21 protein-coding genes are annotated in these 20,340 nt (G+C 59.4%); 10 read left to right on the forward strand and 11 right to left on the reverse strand.

Translation table 11 applies throughout. From position 1 onward, the window contains the following. Nucleotides 1-45: 45 nt before the first annotated feature. Nucleotides 46-981: a tRNA 2-thiocytidine(32) synthetase TtcA gene (gene ttcA / locus N438_RS05040; RefSeq protein WP_004203988.1), complete on the forward strand. Its 936-nt coding sequence runs from the start codon at nt 46-48 to the stop codon at nt 979-981. Between the two features lie 45 nt (nt 982-1,026). Here ttcA and dbpA read toward each other — a convergent pair whose 3' ends face one another. From dbpA to zntB, 3 genes are all read right to left on the reverse strand, one after another. Then, nucleotides 1,027-2,403, reverse strand: coding sequence for an ATP-dependent RNA helicase DbpA (gene dbpA, locus N438_RS05045; RefSeq protein WP_046621257.1), 1,377 nt, complete (start codon nt 2,401-2,403; stop codon nt 1,027-1,029). A 14-nt stretch (nt 2,404-2,417) separates the two neighbouring features. Continuing rightward, nucleotides 2,418-2,612, reverse strand: coding sequence for a hypothetical protein (locus tag N438_RS28960; RefSeq protein ID WP_049245597.1), 195 nt, complete (start codon nt 2,610-2,612; stop codon nt 2,418-2,420). Between the two features lie 316 nt (nt 2,613-2,928). Further along, nucleotides 2,929-3,912: a zinc transporter ZntB gene (zntB, locus tag N438_RS05055; RefSeq protein ID WP_008805152.1), complete on the reverse strand. Its 984-nt coding sequence runs from the start codon at nt 3,910-3,912 to the stop codon at nt 2,929-2,931. Between the two features lie 278 nt (nt 3,913-4,190). Here zntB and N438_RS05065 point away from each other — a divergent pair, with 278 nt between their 5' ends. The 3 genes from N438_RS05065 (at nt 4,191) to N438_RS05075 (ending at nt 6,446) form a co-directional block, all read left to right on the forward strand. After that, nucleotides 4,191-4,934 carry a DeoR/GlpR family DNA-binding transcription regulator gene (locus N438_RS05065; protein ID WP_023322501.1) on the forward strand — a complete coding sequence of 248 codons (744 nt, stop codon included), beginning with the start codon at nt 4,191-4,193 and terminating at the stop codon, nt 4,932-4,934. Further along, complete coding sequence (locus N438_RS05070; RefSeq protein ID WP_116696150.1) at nt 4,897-6,015, forward strand: oxidoreductase; 1,119 nt, start codon at nt 4,897-4,899, stop codon at nt 6,013-6,015. Before N438_RS05065 ends, N438_RS05070 begins: the two co-directional genes overlap by 38 nt. A 236-nt stretch (nt 6,016-6,251) precedes the next feature. Further along, nucleotides 6,252-6,446 (forward strand): hypothetical protein, encoded by a 195-nt coding sequence (locus tag N438_RS05075; protein ID WP_008805155.1) that lies wholly within the window; start codon nt 6,252-6,254, stop codon nt 6,444-6,446. A gap of 115 nt (nt 6,447-6,561) precedes the next feature. Here N438_RS05075 and N438_RS05080 read toward each other — a convergent pair whose 3' ends face one another. Next, nucleotides 6,562-7,311, reverse strand: coding sequence for a hypothetical protein (locus N438_RS05080; RefSeq protein ID WP_008805156.1), 750 nt, complete (start codon nt 7,309-7,311; stop codon nt 6,562-6,564). A 235-nt stretch (nt 7,312-7,546) separates the two neighbouring features. Continuing rightward, nucleotides 7,547-8,923, reverse strand: a complete 1,377-nt coding sequence (locus N438_RS05085) for an amino acid permease (protein WP_064142435.1) — start codon at nt 8,921-8,923, stop codon at nt 7,547-7,549. A gap of 334 nt (nt 8,924-9,257) precedes the next feature. Here N438_RS05085 and N438_RS05090 point away from each other — a divergent pair, with 334 nt between their 5' ends. The 3 genes from N438_RS05090 to N438_RS05100 all read left to right on the forward strand — a co-directional run bounded on the left by N438_RS05090 (nt 9,258) and on the right by N438_RS05100 (nt 11,840). Beyond that, nucleotides 9,258-9,737: an Lrp/AsnC family transcriptional regulator gene (locus tag N438_RS05090; protein WP_008805158.1), complete on the forward strand. Its 480-nt coding sequence runs from the start codon at nt 9,258-9,260 to the stop codon at nt 9,735-9,737. A 250-nt stretch (nt 9,738-9,987) separates the two neighbouring features. After that, complete coding sequence (locus N438_RS05095) at nt 9,988-10,602, forward strand: YitT family protein (RefSeq protein ID WP_002902402.1); 615 nt, start codon at nt 9,988-9,990, stop codon at nt 10,600-10,602. 38 nt (nt 10,603-10,640) lie between these two features. Continuing rightward, nucleotides 10,641-11,840: an amino acid aminotransferase gene (locus N438_RS05100; RefSeq protein WP_046621253.1), complete on the forward strand. Its 1,200-nt coding sequence runs from the start codon at nt 10,641-10,643 to the stop codon at nt 11,838-11,840. Between the two features lie 44 nt (nt 11,841-11,884). Here N438_RS05100 and N438_RS05105 read toward each other — a convergent pair whose 3' ends face one another. The 3 genes from N438_RS05105 to N438_RS05115 are packed head-to-tail and all read right to left on the reverse strand — an operon-like array spanning nt 11,885 to nt 14,374. Beyond that, the gene (locus tag N438_RS05105) at nt 11,885-12,553 is read right to left on the reverse strand and encodes a methionine ABC transporter permease (protein WP_004892563.1); all 669 of its coding nucleotides are present in this window, start codon (nt 12,551-12,553) and stop codon (nt 11,885-11,887) included. Further along, nucleotides 12,546-13,559 (reverse strand): ATP-binding cassette domain-containing protein, encoded by a 1,014-nt coding sequence (locus tag N438_RS05110; RefSeq protein WP_116696168.1) that lies wholly within the window; start codon nt 13,557-13,559, stop codon nt 12,546-12,548. Before N438_RS05110 ends, N438_RS05105 begins: the two co-directional genes overlap by 8 nt. A gap of 8 nt (nt 13,560-13,567) precedes the next feature. Beyond that, nucleotides 13,568-14,374 (reverse strand): MetQ/NlpA family ABC transporter substrate-binding protein, encoded by an 807-nt coding sequence (locus N438_RS05115; RefSeq protein WP_116696151.1) that lies wholly within the window; start codon nt 14,372-14,374, stop codon nt 13,568-13,570. Nucleotides 14,375-14,594: 220 nt separating this feature from the next. Here N438_RS05115 and N438_RS05120 point away from each other — a divergent pair, with 220 nt between their 5' ends. After that, nucleotides 14,595-15,770: an aminotransferase class I/II-fold pyridoxal phosphate-dependent enzyme gene (locus N438_RS05120; RefSeq protein WP_016160885.1), complete on the forward strand. Its 1,176-nt coding sequence runs from the start codon at nt 14,595-14,597 to the stop codon at nt 15,768-15,770. A gap of 46 nt (nt 15,771-15,816) precedes the next feature. Here the strand turns inward: N438_RS05120 and N438_RS05125 are convergent, their stop codons facing one another. Further along, complete coding sequence (locus tag N438_RS05125) at nt 15,817-16,851, reverse strand: NADP-dependent oxidoreductase (protein ID WP_110220436.1); 1,035 nt, start codon at nt 16,849-16,851, stop codon at nt 15,817-15,819. Between the two features lie 88 nt (nt 16,852-16,939). Here N438_RS05125 and N438_RS05130 point away from each other — a divergent pair, with 88 nt between their 5' ends. Beyond that, a complete protein-coding gene (locus N438_RS05130; protein ID WP_023297494.1) occupies nt 16,940-17,488 on the forward strand; it encodes a TetR/AcrR family transcriptional regulator in 549 nt (182 codons plus the stop codon). A gap of 56 nt (nt 17,489-17,544) precedes the next feature. Here the strand turns inward: N438_RS05130 and N438_RS05135 are convergent, their stop codons facing one another. Next, nucleotides 17,545-18,456 carry an NmrA/HSCARG family protein gene (locus tag N438_RS05135; protein ID WP_072045725.1) on the reverse strand — a complete coding sequence of 304 codons (912 nt, stop codon included), beginning with the start codon at nt 18,454-18,456 and terminating at the stop codon, nt 17,545-17,547. Continuing rightward, entirely contained in the window at nt 18,456-19,319 is an 864-nt protein-coding gene (locus N438_RS05140) for an MBL fold metallo-hydrolase (protein WP_165786006.1), read from the reverse strand. Before N438_RS05140 ends, N438_RS05135 begins: the two co-directional genes overlap by 1 nt. Before the next feature lie 87 nt (nt 19,320-19,406). Here N438_RS05140 and N438_RS05145 point away from each other — a divergent pair, with 87 nt between their 5' ends. Next, nucleotides 19,407-20,330 (forward strand): LysR family transcriptional regulator, encoded by a 924-nt coding sequence (locus N438_RS05145; protein ID WP_116696152.1) that lies wholly within the window; start codon nt 19,407-19,409, stop codon nt 20,328-20,330. Nucleotides 20,331-20,340 lie beyond the last annotated feature (10 nt).

Raw genomic sequence — 20,340 nt, forward strand, 5'->3', positions numbered from 1 at the left:
GTCTTGCCCCCTATATGCCCCTTTTAGATTTTGAGAATGTTAACAATGCAAGAAAATCAAGAACTTACAAAGAAAGAGAAATACAACATCGATAAGCTGCAGAAACGTCTGCGCCGCAACGTCGGTGAGGCGATTGCCGACTTCAATATGATTGAAGAGGGCGACCGCATTATGGTTTGTCTTTCTGGCGGCAAGGACAGCTATACCATGCTGGAGATCCTGCGTAATCTGCAGAAAAGCGCGCCCATCTCCTTCTCGCTGGTGGCGGTGAACCTCGATCAGAAACAGCCTGGGTTCCCGGAGCATATTCTGCCGGCGTATCTTGAGCAGCTGGGCGTGGAATACAAGATTGTCGAAGAGAATACCTACGGCATCGTCAAAGAGAAGATCCCGGAAGGGAAAACCACCTGCTCGCTGTGCTCTCGCCTGCGTCGCGGCATCCTCTACCGTACCGCCACCGAGCTCGGGGCGACCAAGATCGCCCTCGGCCATCATCGCGATGACATCCTGCAAACGCTGTTCCTGAATATGTTCTACGGCGGCAAAATGAAAGGGATGCCGCCGAAGCTAATGAGCGACGACGGCAAACACATCGTCATCCGCCCGCTGGCGTACTGCCGCGAAAAGGACATCGAGCGCTTCTCCCAGGCCAAAGGCTTCCCGATTATTCCGTGCAACCTGTGCGGTTCGCAGCCAAATCTGCAGCGTCAGGTGATCGCCGATATGCTCCGCGACTGGGATAAGCGTTATCCTGGGCGCATTGAAACCATGTTCAGCGCGATGCAGAACGTGGTGCCTTCGCATCTGAGCGATGTCAATCTGTTTGACTTTAAAGGTATCACCCACGGCTCCGAGGTGGTGGACGGTGGCGATCTGGCGTTTGACCGGGAAGAGATTCCCCTGCAGCCTGCCGGCTGGCAGCCCGAAGAAGAAGACGCCCGTCTCGATGAACTGCGTCTGAACGTGGTGGAAGTGAAGTAACCCTCACGCGTCTCAGGCAGCCGCCTGAGACGCACTAACCTGCCCTTACTTCAGCAGTCGAACGCGGCAGGCTTTGCCCTTAATCTTGCCATTTTGTAACTGCTTATACGCCTTCTGCGCCATATTCTGGCGGATCGCCACATAGACATGAGCCGGATGGACGGTAATTTTACCGATATCGGCGCCATCAAAACCCATATCCCCGGTCAGGGCTCCCAGCACATCTCCCGGGCGCATTTTCGCCTTTTTACCGCCGTCGATACACAGCGTGGCCATCTCCGCCGTCAGCGGCGCGATGGTGGTGTTGCCCGTCGGCGCCGGCAGCCAGTTCAGGGAAAGCTGCAGCATGTCGGCCAGGATAGTGGCGCGTTGCGCCTCTTCCGGCGCGCAGAAGCTGATGGCCAGCCCTTGTTCGCCGGCGCGGGCGGTACGGCCGATGCGGTGAACATGCACCTCCGGATCCCAGGCCAGCTCGAAGTTCACCACCAGCGCGAGGGATTTGATGTCGAGGCCGCGGGCGGCGACGTCGGTCGCCACCAGAACCCGGACGCTGCCGTTGGCGAAGCGCACCAGCGTCTGATCGCGGTCGCGCTGCTCGAGATCACCGTGCAGCGACAAGGCGCTCTGCCCGGCGGCGTTGAGCGCATCGCAGACCGCCTGGCAATCGCGTTTGGTGTTGCAGAACACCACACAGGATGCGGGTTGATGCTGGCTGAGCAGGCGCTGCAGCAGGGCAATCTTACCGTGGCGGGAAACTTCAAAGAACTGCTGCTCAATCGCCGGGAGCGCATCGACAGTGTCGATCTCAATTGTCTGCGGATTGCGCTGTACCCGGCCGCTGATCGCCGCGATTGCCGCGGGCCAGGTGGCGGAAAACAGCAGGGTCTGCCGGTCAGCCGGCGCGAAGCGGATCACCTCGTCGATGTCGTCGCTGAAGCCCATATCGAGCATGCGGTCCGCTTCATCCATCACCAGGGTCTGCAACGCGTCAAGGGAGACCGTCCCCTTCTGCAGATGATCGAGCAGACGGCCCGGGGTGGCGACGATGATATGCGGGGCGTGCTGGAGTGAATCTCGCTGGGCGCCAAAGGGCTGCCCGCCGCAGAGCATCAGAATCTTGATGTTCGGCAGGCAGCGCGCCAGGCGACGCAGCTCACCGGCAACCTGATCGGCCAGCTCGCGGGTCGGACACAACACCAGCGACTGGGTCTCAAAGCGCGCCGGATCGATATGCTGCAGCAGACCCAGCCCGAATGCGGCCGTTTTTCCGCTGCCGGTTTTTGCCTGCACGCGCACATCTTTCCCCGCAAGGATCGCCGGCAGGGCGGCGGCCTGAACCGGAGTCATCGACAGATAACCCAGCTCATTAAGGTTGGCTAATTGGGCGGCAGGTAAAACAGTCAGGGTAGAAAAAGCGGTCACAATGTATTCTCGTATTAAAGGACGGACAATCTGCAGGCGCGTATCCTCGCAGATCTCCGCGCCTGATGCGACAATTTAATCGGCTCTTCGTCAGGCGGCGGATCGGGCTGCGGCTGCGGACGCGGTCGTGGGTCGGGTAAAGGAGCCGGATCGTTCGGCTCGGGTGAGATGGGGATAGACTGGGCTGTCAGCCCTGAAGCGTAATGCATAGAGGCCTCCCGGAGAGTAATACGGGCGTACCCGCAGGCTTAACGGCCTGAAGACCGTCGGGTGTCTTAGTAAGCGTAGAAGCTGGTCCGGAGAGCGCAAAAAAAAAGCCGACTCAACAAAGTCGGCGTCGTACGAATCAATTGTGCTATGCAGTAATTCAAAAAAGGAAGTAAGACAATATGGAGCGCAACGCCCATCGCTTGACGTTGCATTCACCTGCGAGAGAGATATTGCCCTGAATGGGTAGGTGGTTTATTGATTTCGCTCAAACATTGCCGGGTTTTCCCGGCAATGCGGCCGCTAAAAGGCGATTCTTTACAACCATTTACTGCGATGTAACCACCACGCAACACCACCGATGACAACAACTAACATCAGGCAGAAGAGGCTAAACCCCAGATGCCAGCTGTTTCCCGGGATCCCGCCAAGGTTGACGCCGAACAGGCCGGTTAAAAAGGTGCTGGGCAGAAACACCATCGCCATCAACGACATCGTGTAGGTCCGCCGCGCCAGCGACTCCTGCATAATCTGGGCGATCTCGTCGCTCATGATCGCCGTCCGGGCGATACAGCTGTCGATCTCATCCAGACCGCGCCCCAGCCGCTCAGCGATATCCTGCATCCGCCGCCGCTGATCGTCACTCATCCACGGCAGCCGCTCGCTGGCCAGTCGGGCGTAAACGTCGCGCTGCGGCGCCATATAGCGGCGCATCACAATCAGTTGCTTACGCAGCAGCGCGAGAAAACCCCGCGGTGGCACCTGTTGGTCAAGCAGGTCATCTTCCAGGTCGATAATGCGGTCGTGCAGCTGTTCGATAAACTCGCTGGCATGATCGGTCAGCGCATCGCAGACTTCCACCAGCCAGCTGCCGCCGTCCGTCGGGCCATTGCCCTCCTTCAGGTCACCCAGCACATCGTCCAGCGCCAGCACCTTGCGCTGACGGGTGGAGACGATCAGCCGCTCGTCCATATACAGACGCATCGCCACCAGCTGGTCGGGACGCTCATCGGTACTGCCGTTAATGCAGCGCAGGGTGATCAGCGCCCCGTCGCCGATCCGCGTCACCCGTGGCCGGGTGCTCTCCCCCGCCAGGGCGTCACGCACGTTGTTGGGCAGCAACGGGGTGGCCGCCAGCCAGTCGGCGCTGTCGCTGTGGGTATAATTCAGATGCAGCCAGCAGGGCTTGTCTTTGTCGATAATATCGTTATCGGTGAGCGGCTTCACGCCCCCCTGCCCGTCGAGCACCCACGCGAAGATCGCGTCCGGTATTTGCAACTCCGAGCCTTTAATCGCGTCCACTCAACCTCCGTTAATCCATACCTGTCACATTGCGCGCACTCTCTATAAGGTACGCGAAAGCGCGCTTTTTCGCTTTTTATTGCCCGGTAAGTAGGGCTAATAGCTTCATTAAAAAGCGCTTTCGCCCCGGGTCGCGCTGCACTCCTCATTTAACGTTAAAGCGTAGTGAAATCAAGTTCTTCCCGTTTTGCCGATCTCAATGCGTCTTTTTGCGGTTTATTTTGCCACTCATTGCTGTATTATGCTGTTTATTGCGTTAATTTGCGGAGTCGCTTGCCATGCATAAGCTCGCCAGACAAAAACACATCCTCGACAGGCTGAGTGAAAACGGCCAGCTAAGCATCAGCGAACTGGTCGAAGGGCTACAGGTCTCGGCCGATACCATTCGCCGGGATCTGAGCGAGCTGGAAAAACAGGGTGTCCTGCAGAAAAACCACGGCGGCGCCATCGCTCTTAACGTCCCGGCGATGACGCGCCAGGGTCGAAACGCCCTGCTCCCCCAGACCAAGCAGCGCCTGGGTCAGCAGGTCGCCGCGCGCATCCCCCTCGGCTCGACGCTGTTTCTCGACGCCGGAAGCACGGTGCTGGCGGTCGCCGCTCAGCTTAAAGGGCCGATGACCGTGATCACGCCTTCGCTGGATATCGCCCAGCTGTTTAGCGACCGTACCGATATCCAGCTGATCCTGCTTGGCGGCCAGTGGGACAGTGAACAGCGGCTGTTCGCCGGCAGCGCTACGCTGTCGCTGGTCGCCCGCTACCGGGCCGACATCGCCATTCTCGGCGCCTGCGCGCTTCATGCCGGGCTGGGGCTGAGCGCCAGCCAGGAGGCCGATGCTGACGTGAAGCGCGCCATGCTGGCCGCCAGCGCAGAGCACTGGCTGGTGGCAGACCATACCAAAGTCAACCATTGCGAGCCGTGGCTGGTGGCCGGGCTCAGCGATATTCACCATCTTTTTCTTGATCGTCCCTGGGCTGAGCTGGGGGATGACCCCGCCCTCTCTGTACACATTGCTGACGCTTAACCGCGTGGAGAACCTGATGAGTAACAACACAATAAATATCGCCCTGATTGGCTATGGCTTCGTCGGTAAGACCTTCCACGCGCCGCTTATCCGTTCAGTGCCGGGTCTGAATCTGGCGTTCGTCGCCTCGCGCGATGAAGAGAAAGTCAAACGCGACCTGCCGGATGTCACGGTCATCGCTTCCCCGGAGGCAGCGGTTCAGCATCCGGATGTCGATCTGGTGGTCATCGCCTCCCCCAACGCCACCCACGCGCCGCTGGCCCGCCTGGCGCTGAACGCCGGCAAGCATGTGGTGGTGGATAAACCTTTTACCCTCGATATGCAGGAAGCCAGGGAGCTGATCGCCCTGGCTGAGGAGAAACAGCGCCTGCTCTCGGTCTTCCATAACCGCCGCTGGGACAGCGACTACCAGGGGATCCGTCAGGTCATTGAGCAGGGCGCCATTGGCACGGTGAAACACTTCGAGTCGCATTTTGACCGCTTCCGTCCGGAAGTCCGCGTCCGCTGGCGTGAGCAGAACGTCCCGGGCAGTGGTTTATGGTTCGATCTGGGGCCCCACCTGATCGACCAGGCGCTGCAGCTGTTTGGTTTGCCGCAGTCGGTACAAGGCAATATCGCCACCCTGCGCGACGGCGCGGAGATCAACGACTGGGCGCATGTGGTATTAAACTACCCGGCGCATAAAGCGATCCTGCACTGCAGCATGCTGGTCGCGGGCGGCTCCTCGCGCTTCACCGTGCACGGCGATAAAGGCAGCGTTATCAAAGCGCGGGCCGACCAGCAGGAGAGCCAGCTGCTGGCGGGCGTGGAGCCCGGAAGCGCCGGCTGGGGTCAGGATGATGACAAGCTGGTGATCTATGACGCCTCGCTGCAGGCCCACTCTCAGGCCACCCCGCAGGGCGATCAGCGCCAGTACTATATGCAGATCCGCGACGTGCTGAAGGGTCAGATCGCCAATCCGGTGCCGCCGATTGAAGCGCTGGCGGTAATGGCCGTTCTGGAAGCGGCGGTGCGCGCTGCAGAAAGCGGCATGGTGCAGACCCTGGACCTGACCGACGACGAGCGCAACGCGCTGCGCTAATCCTGCCTGCTCTCCGGTTATCTGCGCATCCCGCAGGTAACCGGTTCCTCCGTTCCATTTCAGAAAAAATCACTACTCGTCCGCAATCTAACCCTCTTTTATCCTGCTTTATAGCGCAAAGCACCGCTGGAAATTTCAGCCAATTGGGAGGAGGATAGAGAGCAGATCGATCGTGATGAGAAAAGGGTTGCTGACGCTGTGGACGCGGCGACCGCATTAATGGACAGGAGAAGCTCATGTACTACACGTTAGGAGATACCACTCTCCATTTTTATCGCTATCAGTGCAAATTTTACGTCGCCCACTGGGACGGGGGTAACGTGATGGACGAGAAATTTAAACCGTTTATCGAACAGATCACTGAGAAGACCGGGCTGGATGCGAAACGCGTCGAGACCGCCGCGCGCGATTATTTTACCAACGTGGATTAACATGCAACCTGGTGTTGTAGGGCGTGGGTGCAGGCTGGCGCGATGAACGCGCATGCTAACCCACGCTTTCGCCGCCAGGTGTTTCTCTCCTGGCGGCTTCCCTTCCCCGTCGGCCTTAAACCGTGGACAGTTTGGCCAGAATGGCGGCGAAGGCATCATTAACGTTATCGCCGGCGAGCAGTTTTTTACGCAACGTGAAGCTTCTGCCGCTGGAACGGATCCGTAGCCGAACTTTCGCATCATTATTCCCGCGCTCAGCCAGCACAACGTCACCTAACGGAATAACGTAGGTATCGGCATAGAGCCCCGGTGTAAATATCATCGACTCGCCGCTCACGCCAATCACCACCCGATTCTGCAGACGATAGCCATTGCACAGCGCAACAATGCCGGCGGCAATAAATACCCCGCCAATACCCATGCCAATCATTAAGATAATAATGCCGGCGATGAGCGCCAGCGCCCCCTGCGGATAAAAACCGGATGCATTAAAGGTTAATAGCTGGTGATTATCGTCGCGGCCCATCGCCCCGGTTGTTGACCGCCACGGGGTAAAACCGGCGTTAATCCGCGTTTGAAAGCTGAACATACAGCCAACCAGAAAGATCATGCTGGCGGGCACCATCACGATACCGCCAATAAACGCCAGCACGATGGCCAGATAAGGATAGCGGCCCGACAACATAATACTGACGGCCTGAACCACCACGGCGATAAACAGAGCGAGCACCAGCCAGGACCACATGCTGTCCGCCCGATGATGAAAGTTCAGCTGTCCTTCATCGAGTAATAAATTTCGCGCGACAAAACAGATAATAATATTGACGAACAGGCCTATCCAGACCAGTTTATGAACATGCTTCATCCCATACTCCATTATGTATTTTACTATTCCATTCGGTGGCATTATAAAATAAACCTGAATGCCGTCGGGATATTACCAAAGCGCCACGCAAGATCAATAAAAAGCATGTTCATGTCATCTATTCCCAGATTAACATGTCCGGTTATCATTTATAGGAATTATAAAATCCACTAGAAGTATTGACGTTATTTTCACGATGAGAATATCACCCTGCCGCCCGGCAGGGTGTTGGCGATTAACCTTCTTTCATCGCCACCAGCGCCGGGGCGCTTTTCTTCCGCAGCAGATAGCCTGCGGCGAGGATCAGCAGCCATACCGGGATCAGGCAGACGGAGATGCGGATGTCGGGAGTCAGATACATCACCACGAGGATCCCGGCGAGAAACAGCAGGCACAGCCAGTTAGTCAGGGGATAGCCGAGGCTTTGGAAGGCCGTTACCTTCCCGACCCGCTGCATAGCGCGACGAAACTTGAGATGGGTGATGCAGATCATCGCCCAGTTAATCACCAGGGCCGCCACCACCAGCGCCATCAGCAGGCCAAACGCTTTACCAGGCATCACATAGTTAATCACCACGCAAAGCGCCGTGGCGACGGCAGATACCGCCAGCGCGGTCAACGGGATCCCCCGGCGGTTAACCCGCAGCAGCGCCCGCGGAGCATTGCCCTGCTGAGCCAGGCCGAACAGCATCCGGCTGTTGCAGTACACACAGCTGTTGTAGACCGACAGCGCGGCGGTGAGCACCACCAGATTGAGAGCGTTGGCCACAATATTGCTGTCAATGGCATGAAAGATCAGCACAAAGGGGCTACCCCCCTCCACGACGTTACGCCAGGGATAGAGTGACAGCAGGACCGCCAGCGAACCCACATAAAACAGCAGAATACGGTAGATCACCTGGTTGGTGGCTTTGGGAATGGTTTTATGCGGTTCGTCGGCTTCCGCCGCGGTGATCCCCACCAGCTCAAGCCCGCCGAAGGAGAACATGATTACCGCCATCGCCATTACTAAGCCCGTGATACCGTTAGGGAAAAATCCCCCGTCCTGCCACAGGTTGGCCACCGTCGCCGCCGGGCCGCCGTGGCCGCTAAATAACAGATAGCTGCCAAAGGCGATCATGCTGATGATGGCGGCCACTTTGACAATCGAGAACCAAAACTCCAGCTCGCCATACACTTTGACATTCGTCAGGTTGATGGCGTTGATCGCCACGAAGAAGATCGCCGCCGACAGCCAGGCGGGTACTTCCGGCCACCAGTACTGAATATAGATCCCCACCGCCGTCAGCTCCGCCATGCTCACCAGCACATACAACACCCAGTAATTCCAGCCGGACATAAACCCGGCGAAAGGCCCCCAGTAGCGGTTGGCGAAATGGCTGAACGACCCCGCCACCGGCTCCTCTACCACCATCTCGCCAAGTTGTCGCATGATGAAGAAGGCGATCGCTCCGGCGATGGCGTAGCCCAGCAGGACCGAGGGGCCTGCCATACGGATCGTCTGCGCGATACCTAAAAACAGTCCGGTGCCGACCGCGCCCCCGAGGGCGATCAACTGGATGTGGCGGTTTTTTAACCCACGTTTTAACTGATGCTCTTGCTGCGTTGTCATCTCTGACCTGCCCCTGTCTGTAAAAAAGTCACCTTCGGCGATAGCAACTTTCAGGCCAGGGCGCAGCATCCCGCCATAAGAGCAAGAGCAATATATTGAATTTTATTAAAATATTATTTATCCGTCTGTTCTGGGGCGTGAGTCATGCGCCGCCAGGCCAAACATAACGCGCAATAAACCGCCTGAAATTGCACATATCATGAGAAAAACAGCCTTCTCATGCATAAAGCTGACCCGTTTTGGTGCGCCGGCGTCGCCGCCCTGTCGTCAGACTTCACGGCGGGCAAAAAGCTGTTAGGCTGTTAATCACTCTGACGTTCCATTAGTGGCCACCATGTACAACATCGACGACTATGATTTGAAAATTCTCACCCTGCTGCAGGCCAATGGCCGTTTGACCAATCAGGAACTGAGCGATCTCATCGGCCTGTCCGCCTCCCAGTGTTCACGGCGCCGCATCGCCCTTGAACAGGCGCAGCTTATCCTCGGCTATCATGCGCGGCTGGCGCCGGATGCTGCCGGGCAGGAAATGCTGGGCCTGATAGAAGTGCGCTTGCTGAATCACACCCCGCAATGCGTGGAGAGCTTTCACCAGATGCTCAGTGAAGTGGACGCCATTCTGGATGCCTGGAAAACCACCGGCGACGCCGATTATCTGCTGCGGGTGACGGTCCCGGACCTGCCCGGTCTGAGCCATTTGATCAGCCATATTCTGGCGCAAAACAAAGGGGTCGCCCACCTGAAAACCGCGGTGATACTCAACCGCCTTAAAGAGAATGGCCAACTGATGCCGGGCCCGGATCCGCTGCGCTGAATCAGGGCATGATGCCCTGCGCTGGTGCAAACGCAGGGTTAGTCAATGCATCACAGCGTGATAATTTGCACGGTTTGCGCAATGGATTGCAGAAAATCGCATGAGTCGTGCAATTTTCTATTTTTGGCATAACAATACGTTAGGCTGAATAGCGCCTGTTTTTTCCGCAAACGATCGCCCGGCCCCCTCCTCTGGTGCGATTTTTGCAAACAAGGACTTATCCTTGTTAACGAAAAGATAGTGCTTATTTATGGATAATATCCTTTCCCCCGAAAAACTGACCCACACCTGGCTGGAGGATACCCTGGCGCTGCTGTTCGGCACGCTGATGATCTCCTTTGGCATTATTTTATTTCGCCAGGCCGGCGCCCTGACCGGCGGAACGGCAGGTATGGCCTTTCTGATCCACTATGCCACCCACCTGCCGTTTGGCGTGGTCTTCTTCGTCATTAACCTGCCTTTCTATTGGCTCTCCGTCCGGCGGATGGGCGCCGCCTTCACGCTGAAAACCTTCTGCGCGGTCGGACTGGTGTCCCTGTTCTCTGACCTGCACGGTTACTTTATTCATGTCGATCGCCTGAACCCCTATTACGCCACCCTCTTCGGCAACATCATGGTCGGCATCGGCTTTGTGGTGCTGTTTCGCCATAAAGCGAGCCTCGGCGGCGTTAATATTCTGGCCCTCTATCTGCAGGACAAAAGCGGCATCCGCGCCGGTAAATTCCAGATGGTGGTTGACGCCTGCATCGTCACCGCCTCGCTGTGGGTAGTAAGCCTGCCGATGCTGCTGGTCTCTATCCTCGGCGCCGTGATTTTGAATTCGATTATCGCCATGAACCACCGTCCCGGACGCTACGCGGTGTAATGGCTTCACCTTTGACGGTCATTTCAGGAGTAACCACTGTGTTTCAGAACGTTGACGCCTATGCGGGCGATCCTATCCTGTCGCTGATGGAAGCCTTTCAACAGGATCCCCGGGCAGACAAAGTTAACCTCAGCATCGGGCTGTACTATAACGAGCAGGCCATTATTCCCCAGCTGGAGGCGGTCCGTCAGGCCGCTGACCGGCTGCAGAGTCAGCAGCAAAAGGCCAGCCTTTATCTGCCGATGGAGGGGCTGGCGCCCTATCGCCGTGCGGTCCAGACCCTGCTGTTTGGCGACAATCATCCGGCGTTGCGTGCCGGACGCATCGCCACCATCCAGACGCTGGGGGGCTCCGGCGCGCTAAAGGTGGGCGCTGATTTCCTCAAGCGCTACTTCCCCGACTCCGCGGTCTGGGTCAGCGATCCAACCTGGGAGAACCACGTTGCCATCTTTGCCGGCGCCGGCTTTGAGGTACATACCTATCCCTGGTTCGACAGCGCCACCCGCGGGGTGAATTTCCCCGCTATGCTCGCCGCCCTCCAGCAGCTGCCGCCGCGCAGCATTGTGCTGCTTCACCCTTGCTGCCATAACCCGACGGGGGCCGATCTCACCCGCGAGCAGTGGGATCGCGTGATTGAGGTGCTGATCGCCCGGGAGCTGATCCCATTCCTTGATATCGCCTACCAGGGCTTCGGCCGCGGACTGGACGAGGATGCCTATGCCATTCGCGCCATCGCCAGCGCCGGGCTGACGGCGCTGGTCAGCAACTCGTTTTCCAAGATATTTTCGCTGTATGGCGAGCGGGTTGGCGGCCTGTCAGTGGTCTGCGACAATGCCGATATCGCCGGGCGCGTGCTGGGCCAGCTGAAAGCCACCGTGCGGCGCAACTACTCCAGCCCGCCGGGGTTTGGCGCCCAGGTGGTATCGCAGGTGCTCAACGCTCCCGCGCTGAACGCCTTGTGGCAGGAAGAAGTGGAAGCCATGCGCACCCGCATCAGCGCCATGCGCGTCGCGCTGGTGACGGCCCTGCAGGCCGCCCAGCCGGAGGGTGATTTTTCCTATCTGCTGACCCAGCGCGGCATGTTCAGTTATACCGGCTTTAGCACCCGGCAGGTGGACATCCTGCGTGAAGAGCACGGCATTTACCTGATCGCCAGCGGTCGGGTCTGCGTGGCCGGGCTCAACCACGGGAATATTGCGCGAGTCGCCCATGCCTTTGCCGCGGTCTCCACGCGCTAAGCCGCTGTCCCGCGAACCGCGGTTACCCCGCGGCGGGACGACGGTTATTCGCGACGCAGTCGGCGAGCCAGGCGGGTGCCCAGCGTCTGAATGAGCTGGACAATCACAATCAGCACCAGGGCGGTGGTGAGGGTGGCAAAGGCGTCGAAGCGCTGATAGCCATAGGTGATCGCCAGGTCGCCAATACCGCCGCCGCCCACCGTTCCTGCCATGGCGGTCGCACCAAGCAGGCCGATGGTCGCCGTGGTAAGGGCCAGAATCAGCGACGCTGCCGCCTCCGGCAGCATAAAATGCCAGACCGTCTGCAGGGGGGTTGCGCCCATCGCATCCGCGGCTTCGAGGATCCCCTCATCCACCTCCAGCAGTGAGCTCTCCACCAGCCGGGCAATGTAGGGGGCGACAAAAACGATCAGCGGCACGATGGCCCCCGCGGTGCCGATAGTGGTGCCCACCAGCAGTCGGGTAAAGGGCAGGATCACAATCAGCAAAATGATAAACGGCAGCGAACGCAGCACGTTAATCAGCGGATTCAGCGCCTGATGCACCACCGGGTTGGCCACGATGCCGCCGGGACGGCAAACCACCAGCACAATCCCTAACGGTACGCCGATCAGCGCGCCAAAGCCCAGCGAGACGGCGACCATAATCAGCGTGTCATGCAGCGCCAGCAGAAACTGATCGCCGGTAATGGCGGTATCAATAAGATCAAACATGGGTGATTTTCACTCCTGCATCGGCCAGATGGGTGATGGCGCGGTCGGTTTCGTCAGGCTCGCCGAGGAGTTGCACAATCATAAATCCCAGAATCCGGCCCTGAACTTCAGACATGCTGGCAAACAGGATATTCACCTCGACAGCATACTCGCGGATCAGGTGGTTAATGATCGGCTGCTGCGCCGTCGCGCCGATAAATTCGAGGCGTATAGCCCGGGCGCCGTTATCGCGCTGCAGGAGCGACTCCACCCGCTGCGGCAGACGATCGTGCACCACCGACTGCACGAAACTGGCCGTTACCGGATGCTGCGGCTGGGCAAAGAGGTCGAAAACCGTCCCCTGCTCAACGATACGGCCCGCCTGCATCACCGCCACCTTGTGACAGATTTTCTGGATCACCGACATCTCATGGGTGATCAGTACGATGGTGATGCCATAGCGGCGATTAATCTCCTGCAAGAGCAGTAAGATCTGCACCGTGGTGTGGGGATCGAGCGCCGAGGTGGCTTCATCGCACAGCAGCACCGACGGGTTGGTGGCGAGCGCCCGGGCAATACCGACCCGCTGCTTTTGTCCACCCGACAGCTCATTAGGGTAGCTGTGGATTTTGTCGCTCAGATCGACGAACGCCAGCAGTTCCGCCACCCGCGCCTGGATAAAGGCCTTGTCGCGGCCTTGTAAAATCAGCGGGATGGCGATGTTATGGAAAACGGTTTTCGAATTCAGCAGATTAAAATTCTGAAAGATCATGCCGATATCTTTTTTGATGGCCTGCAGGCGCTGGCCGCTGCAGGCCTGTAGCGGCTCGCCGTTTAACAGCACCTCGCCCTCGCCAGGCGTTTCCAGACGATTAATCAGCCGTAATAAGGTGCTTTTTCCTGCCCCGCTGTAGCCAATAATGCCGAAAATATCGCCTCGTTCAATGCTGAGATTAATATCCTGCAAGGCCAGAACCGGATGTCCTTTCCTGAAAAAGCTTTTACTGACGTGGCGAAACTCTATCATCGCGTTATTCATTTTAAATAATCAGGAAGCAGGTAACCATCATACTGTGGATGGCTGAGAATATATTTTTTGAAATCGACAGAGTGGTAGCCATCGATAATATCTTTGGCAAACTGCGCCTTCTGATTTTTACCGGCGACGGTCACAACATTAATAAAATGGCTGGTGGCTGCCTCCAGCTTTAATGCCGAGGTCAGGGACATACCGCTGGAGACGGCGAAATTGCCCTGAATCAGGCCATAGTCGACGTCCGGCAGAGCGCGAACCTGCTGGGCATTATCCATCTCTTTGAGGACAATTTTGTAGGGATTATCAACGATATTGCGCTGCGAAAAGGTGGCGGGGTCGCTGTCCGGTTTGACCTTCACCCAGCCCAGGCTCTGCAGCACCAGCACCGCGCGATATTCGTTTGACGGCTGGTTCGGTACCGACACGACGGTCCCTGCCGCCGGCGTCCCCAGGGTGGTCAGTTTACCGCCGTACAGCCCCATCGGCGGCGTGGGGACCTGCACAATGCCCACGTTATCAATCCCCAGCCGCTCATTGATCGCTTTCAGATATACCGGATGCTGCATAATATTCGCTTCGATATCCCCGCGGGCTACTGCATCATTCACCTGAATACCGTCGCTGAAATCCTTATATTCGATTTTATACCCTTTACTCAATAAATAGGGCGCAACGCCTTTCTCAAATTGTTCTTTGTACGGCCCGGGGTTAAAGCCGACGCGAATAAGATGTTCGTCGGCGGCGGCATAAAAAGAGGTGGCCGACAACAGGGCGAGAGTCATCCCGAGCGCAACTGACTTGTTCATAAGGTATTTTCCTGGAAGGTTGGCGATATTGAGCGATTAAATCACAGCCGACTGTGGGTTGTAAGCCAGAACGCCGGATTTCCTTTTGCTAATTCCTCATTAACTTTTGCTATATCGACATATCCTAAAAACAAGAATCCTTTGCGTTTTTTGTTATTTAGCCAGGCGCAATAAATCCCTTAAAGATGGCTAATTATTCGTGACTTAAACCGGGAATGTTATGCCTGATTTTACTGCTTCGCCGCTGGTGGACGCGCTGGAAGAGAATCTGTTCAGCTTGCTGGAAAAACTGGCCGCGGAGGTCAACACCGAAGCGCTACCGCTGATCGATCTTTCCAGCGGCAGTCCGGATCAACCCACTCCGCCGGAAGTGATTGACTCGCTGCAGAGCGCCATTCATCGTCGTGAAAACCATGGCTACCCGTCGTTCTGGGGCAAACCACAGGTACGCGAGGCGATCGCCCAGTTCTATCGCCGGCAGTATGATGTGGAACTCGATCCGCACAGCGAAGTCGCCGTGTTTCAGGGTTCGCATATCGGCATTGGCGGCATCCCGCGGGCGCTGCTCAGCCCCGGTCAATATCTGATCTCCACCGATCCCTGCTATCCGATTTACCGCTCGGCGGCGCTGCAGTCCCAGGCAACGTTTTATGGCCTGCCGCTCAGGGCGGAGAACCATTTCCTGCCGGATTTTAACGACCTCCCCCGGGAGGTGGCTGACAAGGCCGGGCTGGTGGTGCTTAACTACCCGCATAATCCAACCGGCGCCCTCGCCACGCCGGCGCTGTTCGCCAGCGCTCTGCAATTTGCCCGTCGTCACCAGGTGCCGATCCTCCATGATTTTGCCTATGCGGCCATCGGCAGCGCAGCCAGCGATGCGCCGCTGAGCCTCTTCTCCCAGCCCGACGCGAAAGCATGGGGAGTGGAAACCTATACTTTTTCCAAGACCTTTAATATGGCCGGCTGGCGCTTCGGCTTCGCGGTCGGCAACGCCTCGATTATCCGGGCGTTTAAAAAGCTGCACACCCATAGCTACAGCACGGTGTTTGGCGCGATTCAGGATGCGGCGATCGCTGCGCTCAACCTGCCGGCCGAACGGATTGCGCAGCTGACGGCGGTCTATCATCAACGTCGGGAGTGGGTTCTGCGTCGACTGGCTGCGCTGCGCTGGCCGGCGCGTGCCGCACAAGGCACTTTCTTCCTCTGGCTCGGCGTGCCGCCCGGCTACCGTTCGCAGGAGTTTGCCCGCCTGCTGCTGCAGGAAGCGCATATTCTGGTGGCGCCAGGCACTGGTTTTGGCGAAGGGGGTGAAGGGTTCATTCGCATCAGCCTCACGGCAGGCGACGACGCGCTGAGCAACGCGCTGGACCGTCTCGCCCGGCTGGCGCTGTTTTAGTCCGCCGCCGGGAGAAGCGAAAAAACGTAACCCTGGCCGCCGGGGATTACTCCGCTGACGAGTCCATCACCGACAGCACAATTTTGCCCTGCAGACGACCTTGCACCGCTCGCTCGTGCGCCATCTGCGCCTGCGCAAGGGGGAAAACGCTGTCAATCGCCACCCGGATGACTCCGGCGTCCAGCAGGCCGGCAAGCCGGGCGAGCTGCGCGCCGCTGGAGCGCACCTGGGTGGTCGAGACCGTCACTCCGCGCTGTCGCGCCTCTTCCGCCCCGGCAAAGCCGAGCGGAAAAATCGGGTACAGCGCGCCGCCGCGCCGCAGGGTACGCAGAAAACGACCGCTGGCCGGGCCGCCCGGGGCATCGATGACCAGATCCAGGTCACGCACCGCCTCCTCAACCGCAGTGGTCGTATAGTCGATAACGGCATCGGCGCCGAGCTGACGTAAAAAGGCTTCATGGCGGCCCGCGGCGACGGCAATCACCTCGGCGCCCTGCCACTTCGCCAGCTGTACGGCGAAATGACCAACGCCGCCCGCCGCACCGTTGACCAGAACGCGTTTACCCGCCAGCGGCACCGGCCGATGCGGCCCCGGCTGCAGCGGATTCGCCACCTCATGCCCGGGATCGATCATGAACTGCCAGGCGGTGAGGAGCGACATCGGCACCGCGGCGGCCTGCTGATGGCTCAGGGTTAGGGGTTTGCGGGCCAGGTCGCGGACCGGTACGCTAACGTACTCGGCGTAAGCGCGGCTGCCCCCTGCCGCCCCTTCAGGAAATCGCGCCATGGCGTAGACTTCGTCGCCGACCGCCACCTCCCGGACGTCATCCGCCCGCGCCACCACCATCCCGGAGAGATCGGTCCCGAGGATCAAGGGAAAGCGGACCTCGGGCCGCCATTCCGGGGGCAGCTGTTGATAGCCATCGCGCAGATAGCTGTCCGGTGGGTTCACGCCCACCGCGTGCACCTGCACCAGCACCTCGCCGGCCTGCAGGACCGGCAGTGGCGCATCCTCATAGCTCAGGACTTCCGGCCCGCCAAAGGCGTGCTGTTGAACGGCCTTCATCATCTGCGTCGACATCGCTTTCTCCTCATATGGAAATGCGTTATATTTAACGGAGCAGTGCTCCGAATATATGGAGCAGTGCTCCGATTGTCAAGGGACGCCAATGAGAGCTGATGCCAGAAAAAATTATGATCTGTTGATCGACGTGGCCCGGGAAGTGTTTGTGGAGCAAGGCGCCGAGGCCTCGCTGCGCGATATCGCCCGCCGGGCGGGGGTCGGAATGGGAACCCTCTACCGCCACTTTCCCAACCGCGACAGCCTGCTGGAAGCCCTGCTCCGCAGCCGCTTTGCGGCGCTAACCGCCCGGGCTGAGTCGCTTCTGCTCGTCGCCGATCCTGCCGCGGCGCTGCTGGAGTGGCTGGCCGAGAGCGTGGCGTTTACCCACCAGCATCGCGGGATCATCGCCCCGCTGATGAGCGCCATCGACGATCCTGAGTCCGCCCTGCACAGCGCCTGCGTTGCCCTGCGCGCCGCCGGTACGTCGCTGCTGACCCGCGCGCAGCAGGCCGGGCAGGCACGGCCAGATCTCAGCGGAGACGAACTGTTCGATCTGATTGCCGCGCTTGCCTGGCTACGGGAGCAGCCCTCCCATGCCCCGCGCGCAGAGCGGATTTTAGCGGTGCTGGCCGACGCGATCCTGACTGCCGCCTAGCGGCGGCCAGCCACCGACGAGACAGCGCGCCTCGAGAGTGACCGGTACGCCCGCCTTTAACGATTAAACGCCCAGTTGGCCCCGCTGGTCAGCGCCCGCTCAAAGGCGGGACGGCCAGGGCCGGACAGCCAGCCGGCGAAGGTGTGCAGCTGCGGGTGCAGCTGGCGCATGGCGTCGAGGTCGGCGTGCCCGGCCAGCCGCCCGTCGTCCACCAGCCCGGTCAGCTTGTGCAGAAAAGGGCTGGCGGCCAGCACCTCATCGGAAAATCGCGAATAGGGGATCGGCCGTCCCGCCGCCGCGGAGAATAACGCCTCCAGTTGACGGCCGGTCACGCTGTCGCTGGCGATCTCAAACGTCTTGCCGGCAAACCGCGCTGGCGCGGCAAAAACCGCCGCGACAAGATGGCCGATATCCTCCACCGCCAGCACCTGCATCCTCCCCTCCGGCAGCATAAAAAAGTGAAAATGACCTTCATCAAGACCAAAACCGGGCATCACCAACAGCTCCATAAAGGTGGCGGGACGCACGATGGTCGCCACCAGCGGCAGGCGGCGGATATGCCGTTCAATTTCCGCTTTGGTGTCATAATGCGCTACGCCGGTGGGCGTCTCCCCCGCCGCGCTGCCGGAGCTGTACACCAGATGCTTCACCCCGCACTCGACGGCGAGATCGGCGATGGTTATCCCGTAGCGTACCTCCTGCTCATCGGTCACCGTCCCTCCCGGCGAACTGGGCTGGACGCTGAAGACGCCGTCGACCCCGGCCATTGCCGATCGCATTGCCGCCCGGTCTTCAAAGGTACCCACCACCAGCTCGGCTCCCCGTGCCGCCAGCGCAGCGGCCCCGGCGGAGAAAGGATCCCTGACCAGCGCCCGAACCCGCCAGCCGCGGTGCAGCAGCGCCCGCGCCACCGAGCCGCCCTGCTGACCGGTCGCGCCAAAAACCAACACGCTTTGCGCATTATTCATCACTGTTTCCCCTTATCTGCAGCTTGTTGCCCGGCCTCTCGCCAGCGATAGTCACCTTGCTTATCCTCCTCCAGCCAGCCGCAGGAAGACCCGGCAAAATGCCCGGTGAACCATTGAGCATGATGGCTGGCTCCCCACGCCATCATCTCCCGTCGGGAGGCTTCCGCCTGTCGGGGATCGCCGCAGAACGCTGAGTTCCACTGCGGATGGGCAAACTGGAGCGGGGAATGAAGGAGATCGCCGGAGAAACAGGCGTAGTCATCTCCAGCGGCGAGGATCAGCGCGGCATGGTCCGGACTGTGGCCGGGGGTGGGGATAAAGTCGATCCGCCCGCCGACCCGTGGCCGGGCCGCCACATCGACGGTTTCCAGCTGGCCGGCCTCGATCACCGGCAGCAGGCTGTCGAGCCACAGCGCCCGGTAGCGTTCGCTGTTTTTCACCCGCGTCAGCTCTTTTGCCGAGCACAGGTAGCGGGCGTTGGGAAACAGCGGCACCCAGCGATCGTCCTGCCGGACGGTATTCCATCCGACATGGTCGGTATGCAGGTGGGTCAGTAGCACCAGGGTCACGTCCTCCGGGTTCACTCCCGCGGCGCGGAGATTCTCCAGATACGGCGTGTTAAGTTGATGATAGAGCGGATTGCCGCCGCGCTCCCGACCGTTGCCGGTGGCGGTATCGATAACAATCAGATCGTAGGGGGTCTGCACCACCCAGCTATGGATTGACAGCGCAATCGACTGAATAACGTTGTCCGCCTCCACTACCGGGAACGCCTGTGGATAGAGCGCCGCCGACTGCAGGGTAATCTCGCGCTCCGGCACTTTGAAAATCAGGCTATCGCCTGTCTGGTAAGTTTGCATCACACCCTCCGCGCGCATTGCGCTGGTTGATTTATCGGGGTGAGATTCACTATGCTGCCGGGATAACCCACATTCAAATTGATTATCATAATGAAGAAAATCATTGAAAATGATTTTAGTCGTATCGATCTGAATCTGTTGACGGTCTTGATGGTGCTATACCGCGAAGCGAGCGTCACCCGCACCGCAGAGGTGTTGCACCTTGGCCAGCCGGCTATCAGCGGGGCGCTGAAGCGGCTGCGCGAGATGTTTGACGACCCGCTGTTCGTGCGCAGCGCCAGAGGCATGCTGCCGACGCCGCGGGCGCAAGCGCTGATGACCGACCTGCAGCCGCTGATGGAAAACCTGCATTCGGCGATGTTTGGCGCCGGGGAGTTCGTCCCGGCGCGCGCACAGCAGCTTTTTCGCATCGGCCTCAGCGACTGGAGCGAACACTGGCTGATGCCCCAGCTGTTACCCGGGATGATGCAGGAGGCGCCCGGGGTCTCACTGCAGTCGATAGCCGCCGACCCCTTCCAGGTTCGCCAGCTGCTGGAGGAGGAGCGCATTGATGTCGCGGTGTCTGTCAACAAACAGAGCCGCGGGGAGGTGGTCAGCGAGCCGGTGATGACCATGGGAGTCACCACCCTGTGGTCGCCGCAGCAGATCCCCTGTCGCGGGCCGCTGTCGGTGAGCGACTTTGTCGCCCGGGAACATGTGATGGTGGCCTATCGTGAAACCGGCCACGGGGAAATAGACCGCCAGCTCGCCAGCCAGGGACTCGCGCGGCGCGTGCGCTTTGCCACGCAGAATTTCTCCACCTTTCCCCTGCTGCTGACCACCCTGCCGCTGTTCGCCACCGTCCCGCAGGGGCTGGCGCAGCGCTGGCAGGCGCAGTATGCGCTGCGCGCGGACGCTCCGCCGGTAGCGTATCCGGAATTTACGCTGTGCATTTTGCGGCACAAACGGCGGGCGCAGGATCCGGCGCTGAACTGGCTGGTGGCGAAGTTAAAACAGGCCATGCGCGGTCAATAACCGGGCCGAT

This window comes from Klebsiella sp. GL120222-02 (genome assembly GCF_003097195.1).
Classification (GTDB): domain Bacteria; phylum Pseudomonadota; class Gammaproteobacteria; order Enterobacterales; family Enterobacteriaceae; genus Klebsiella; species Klebsiella variicola.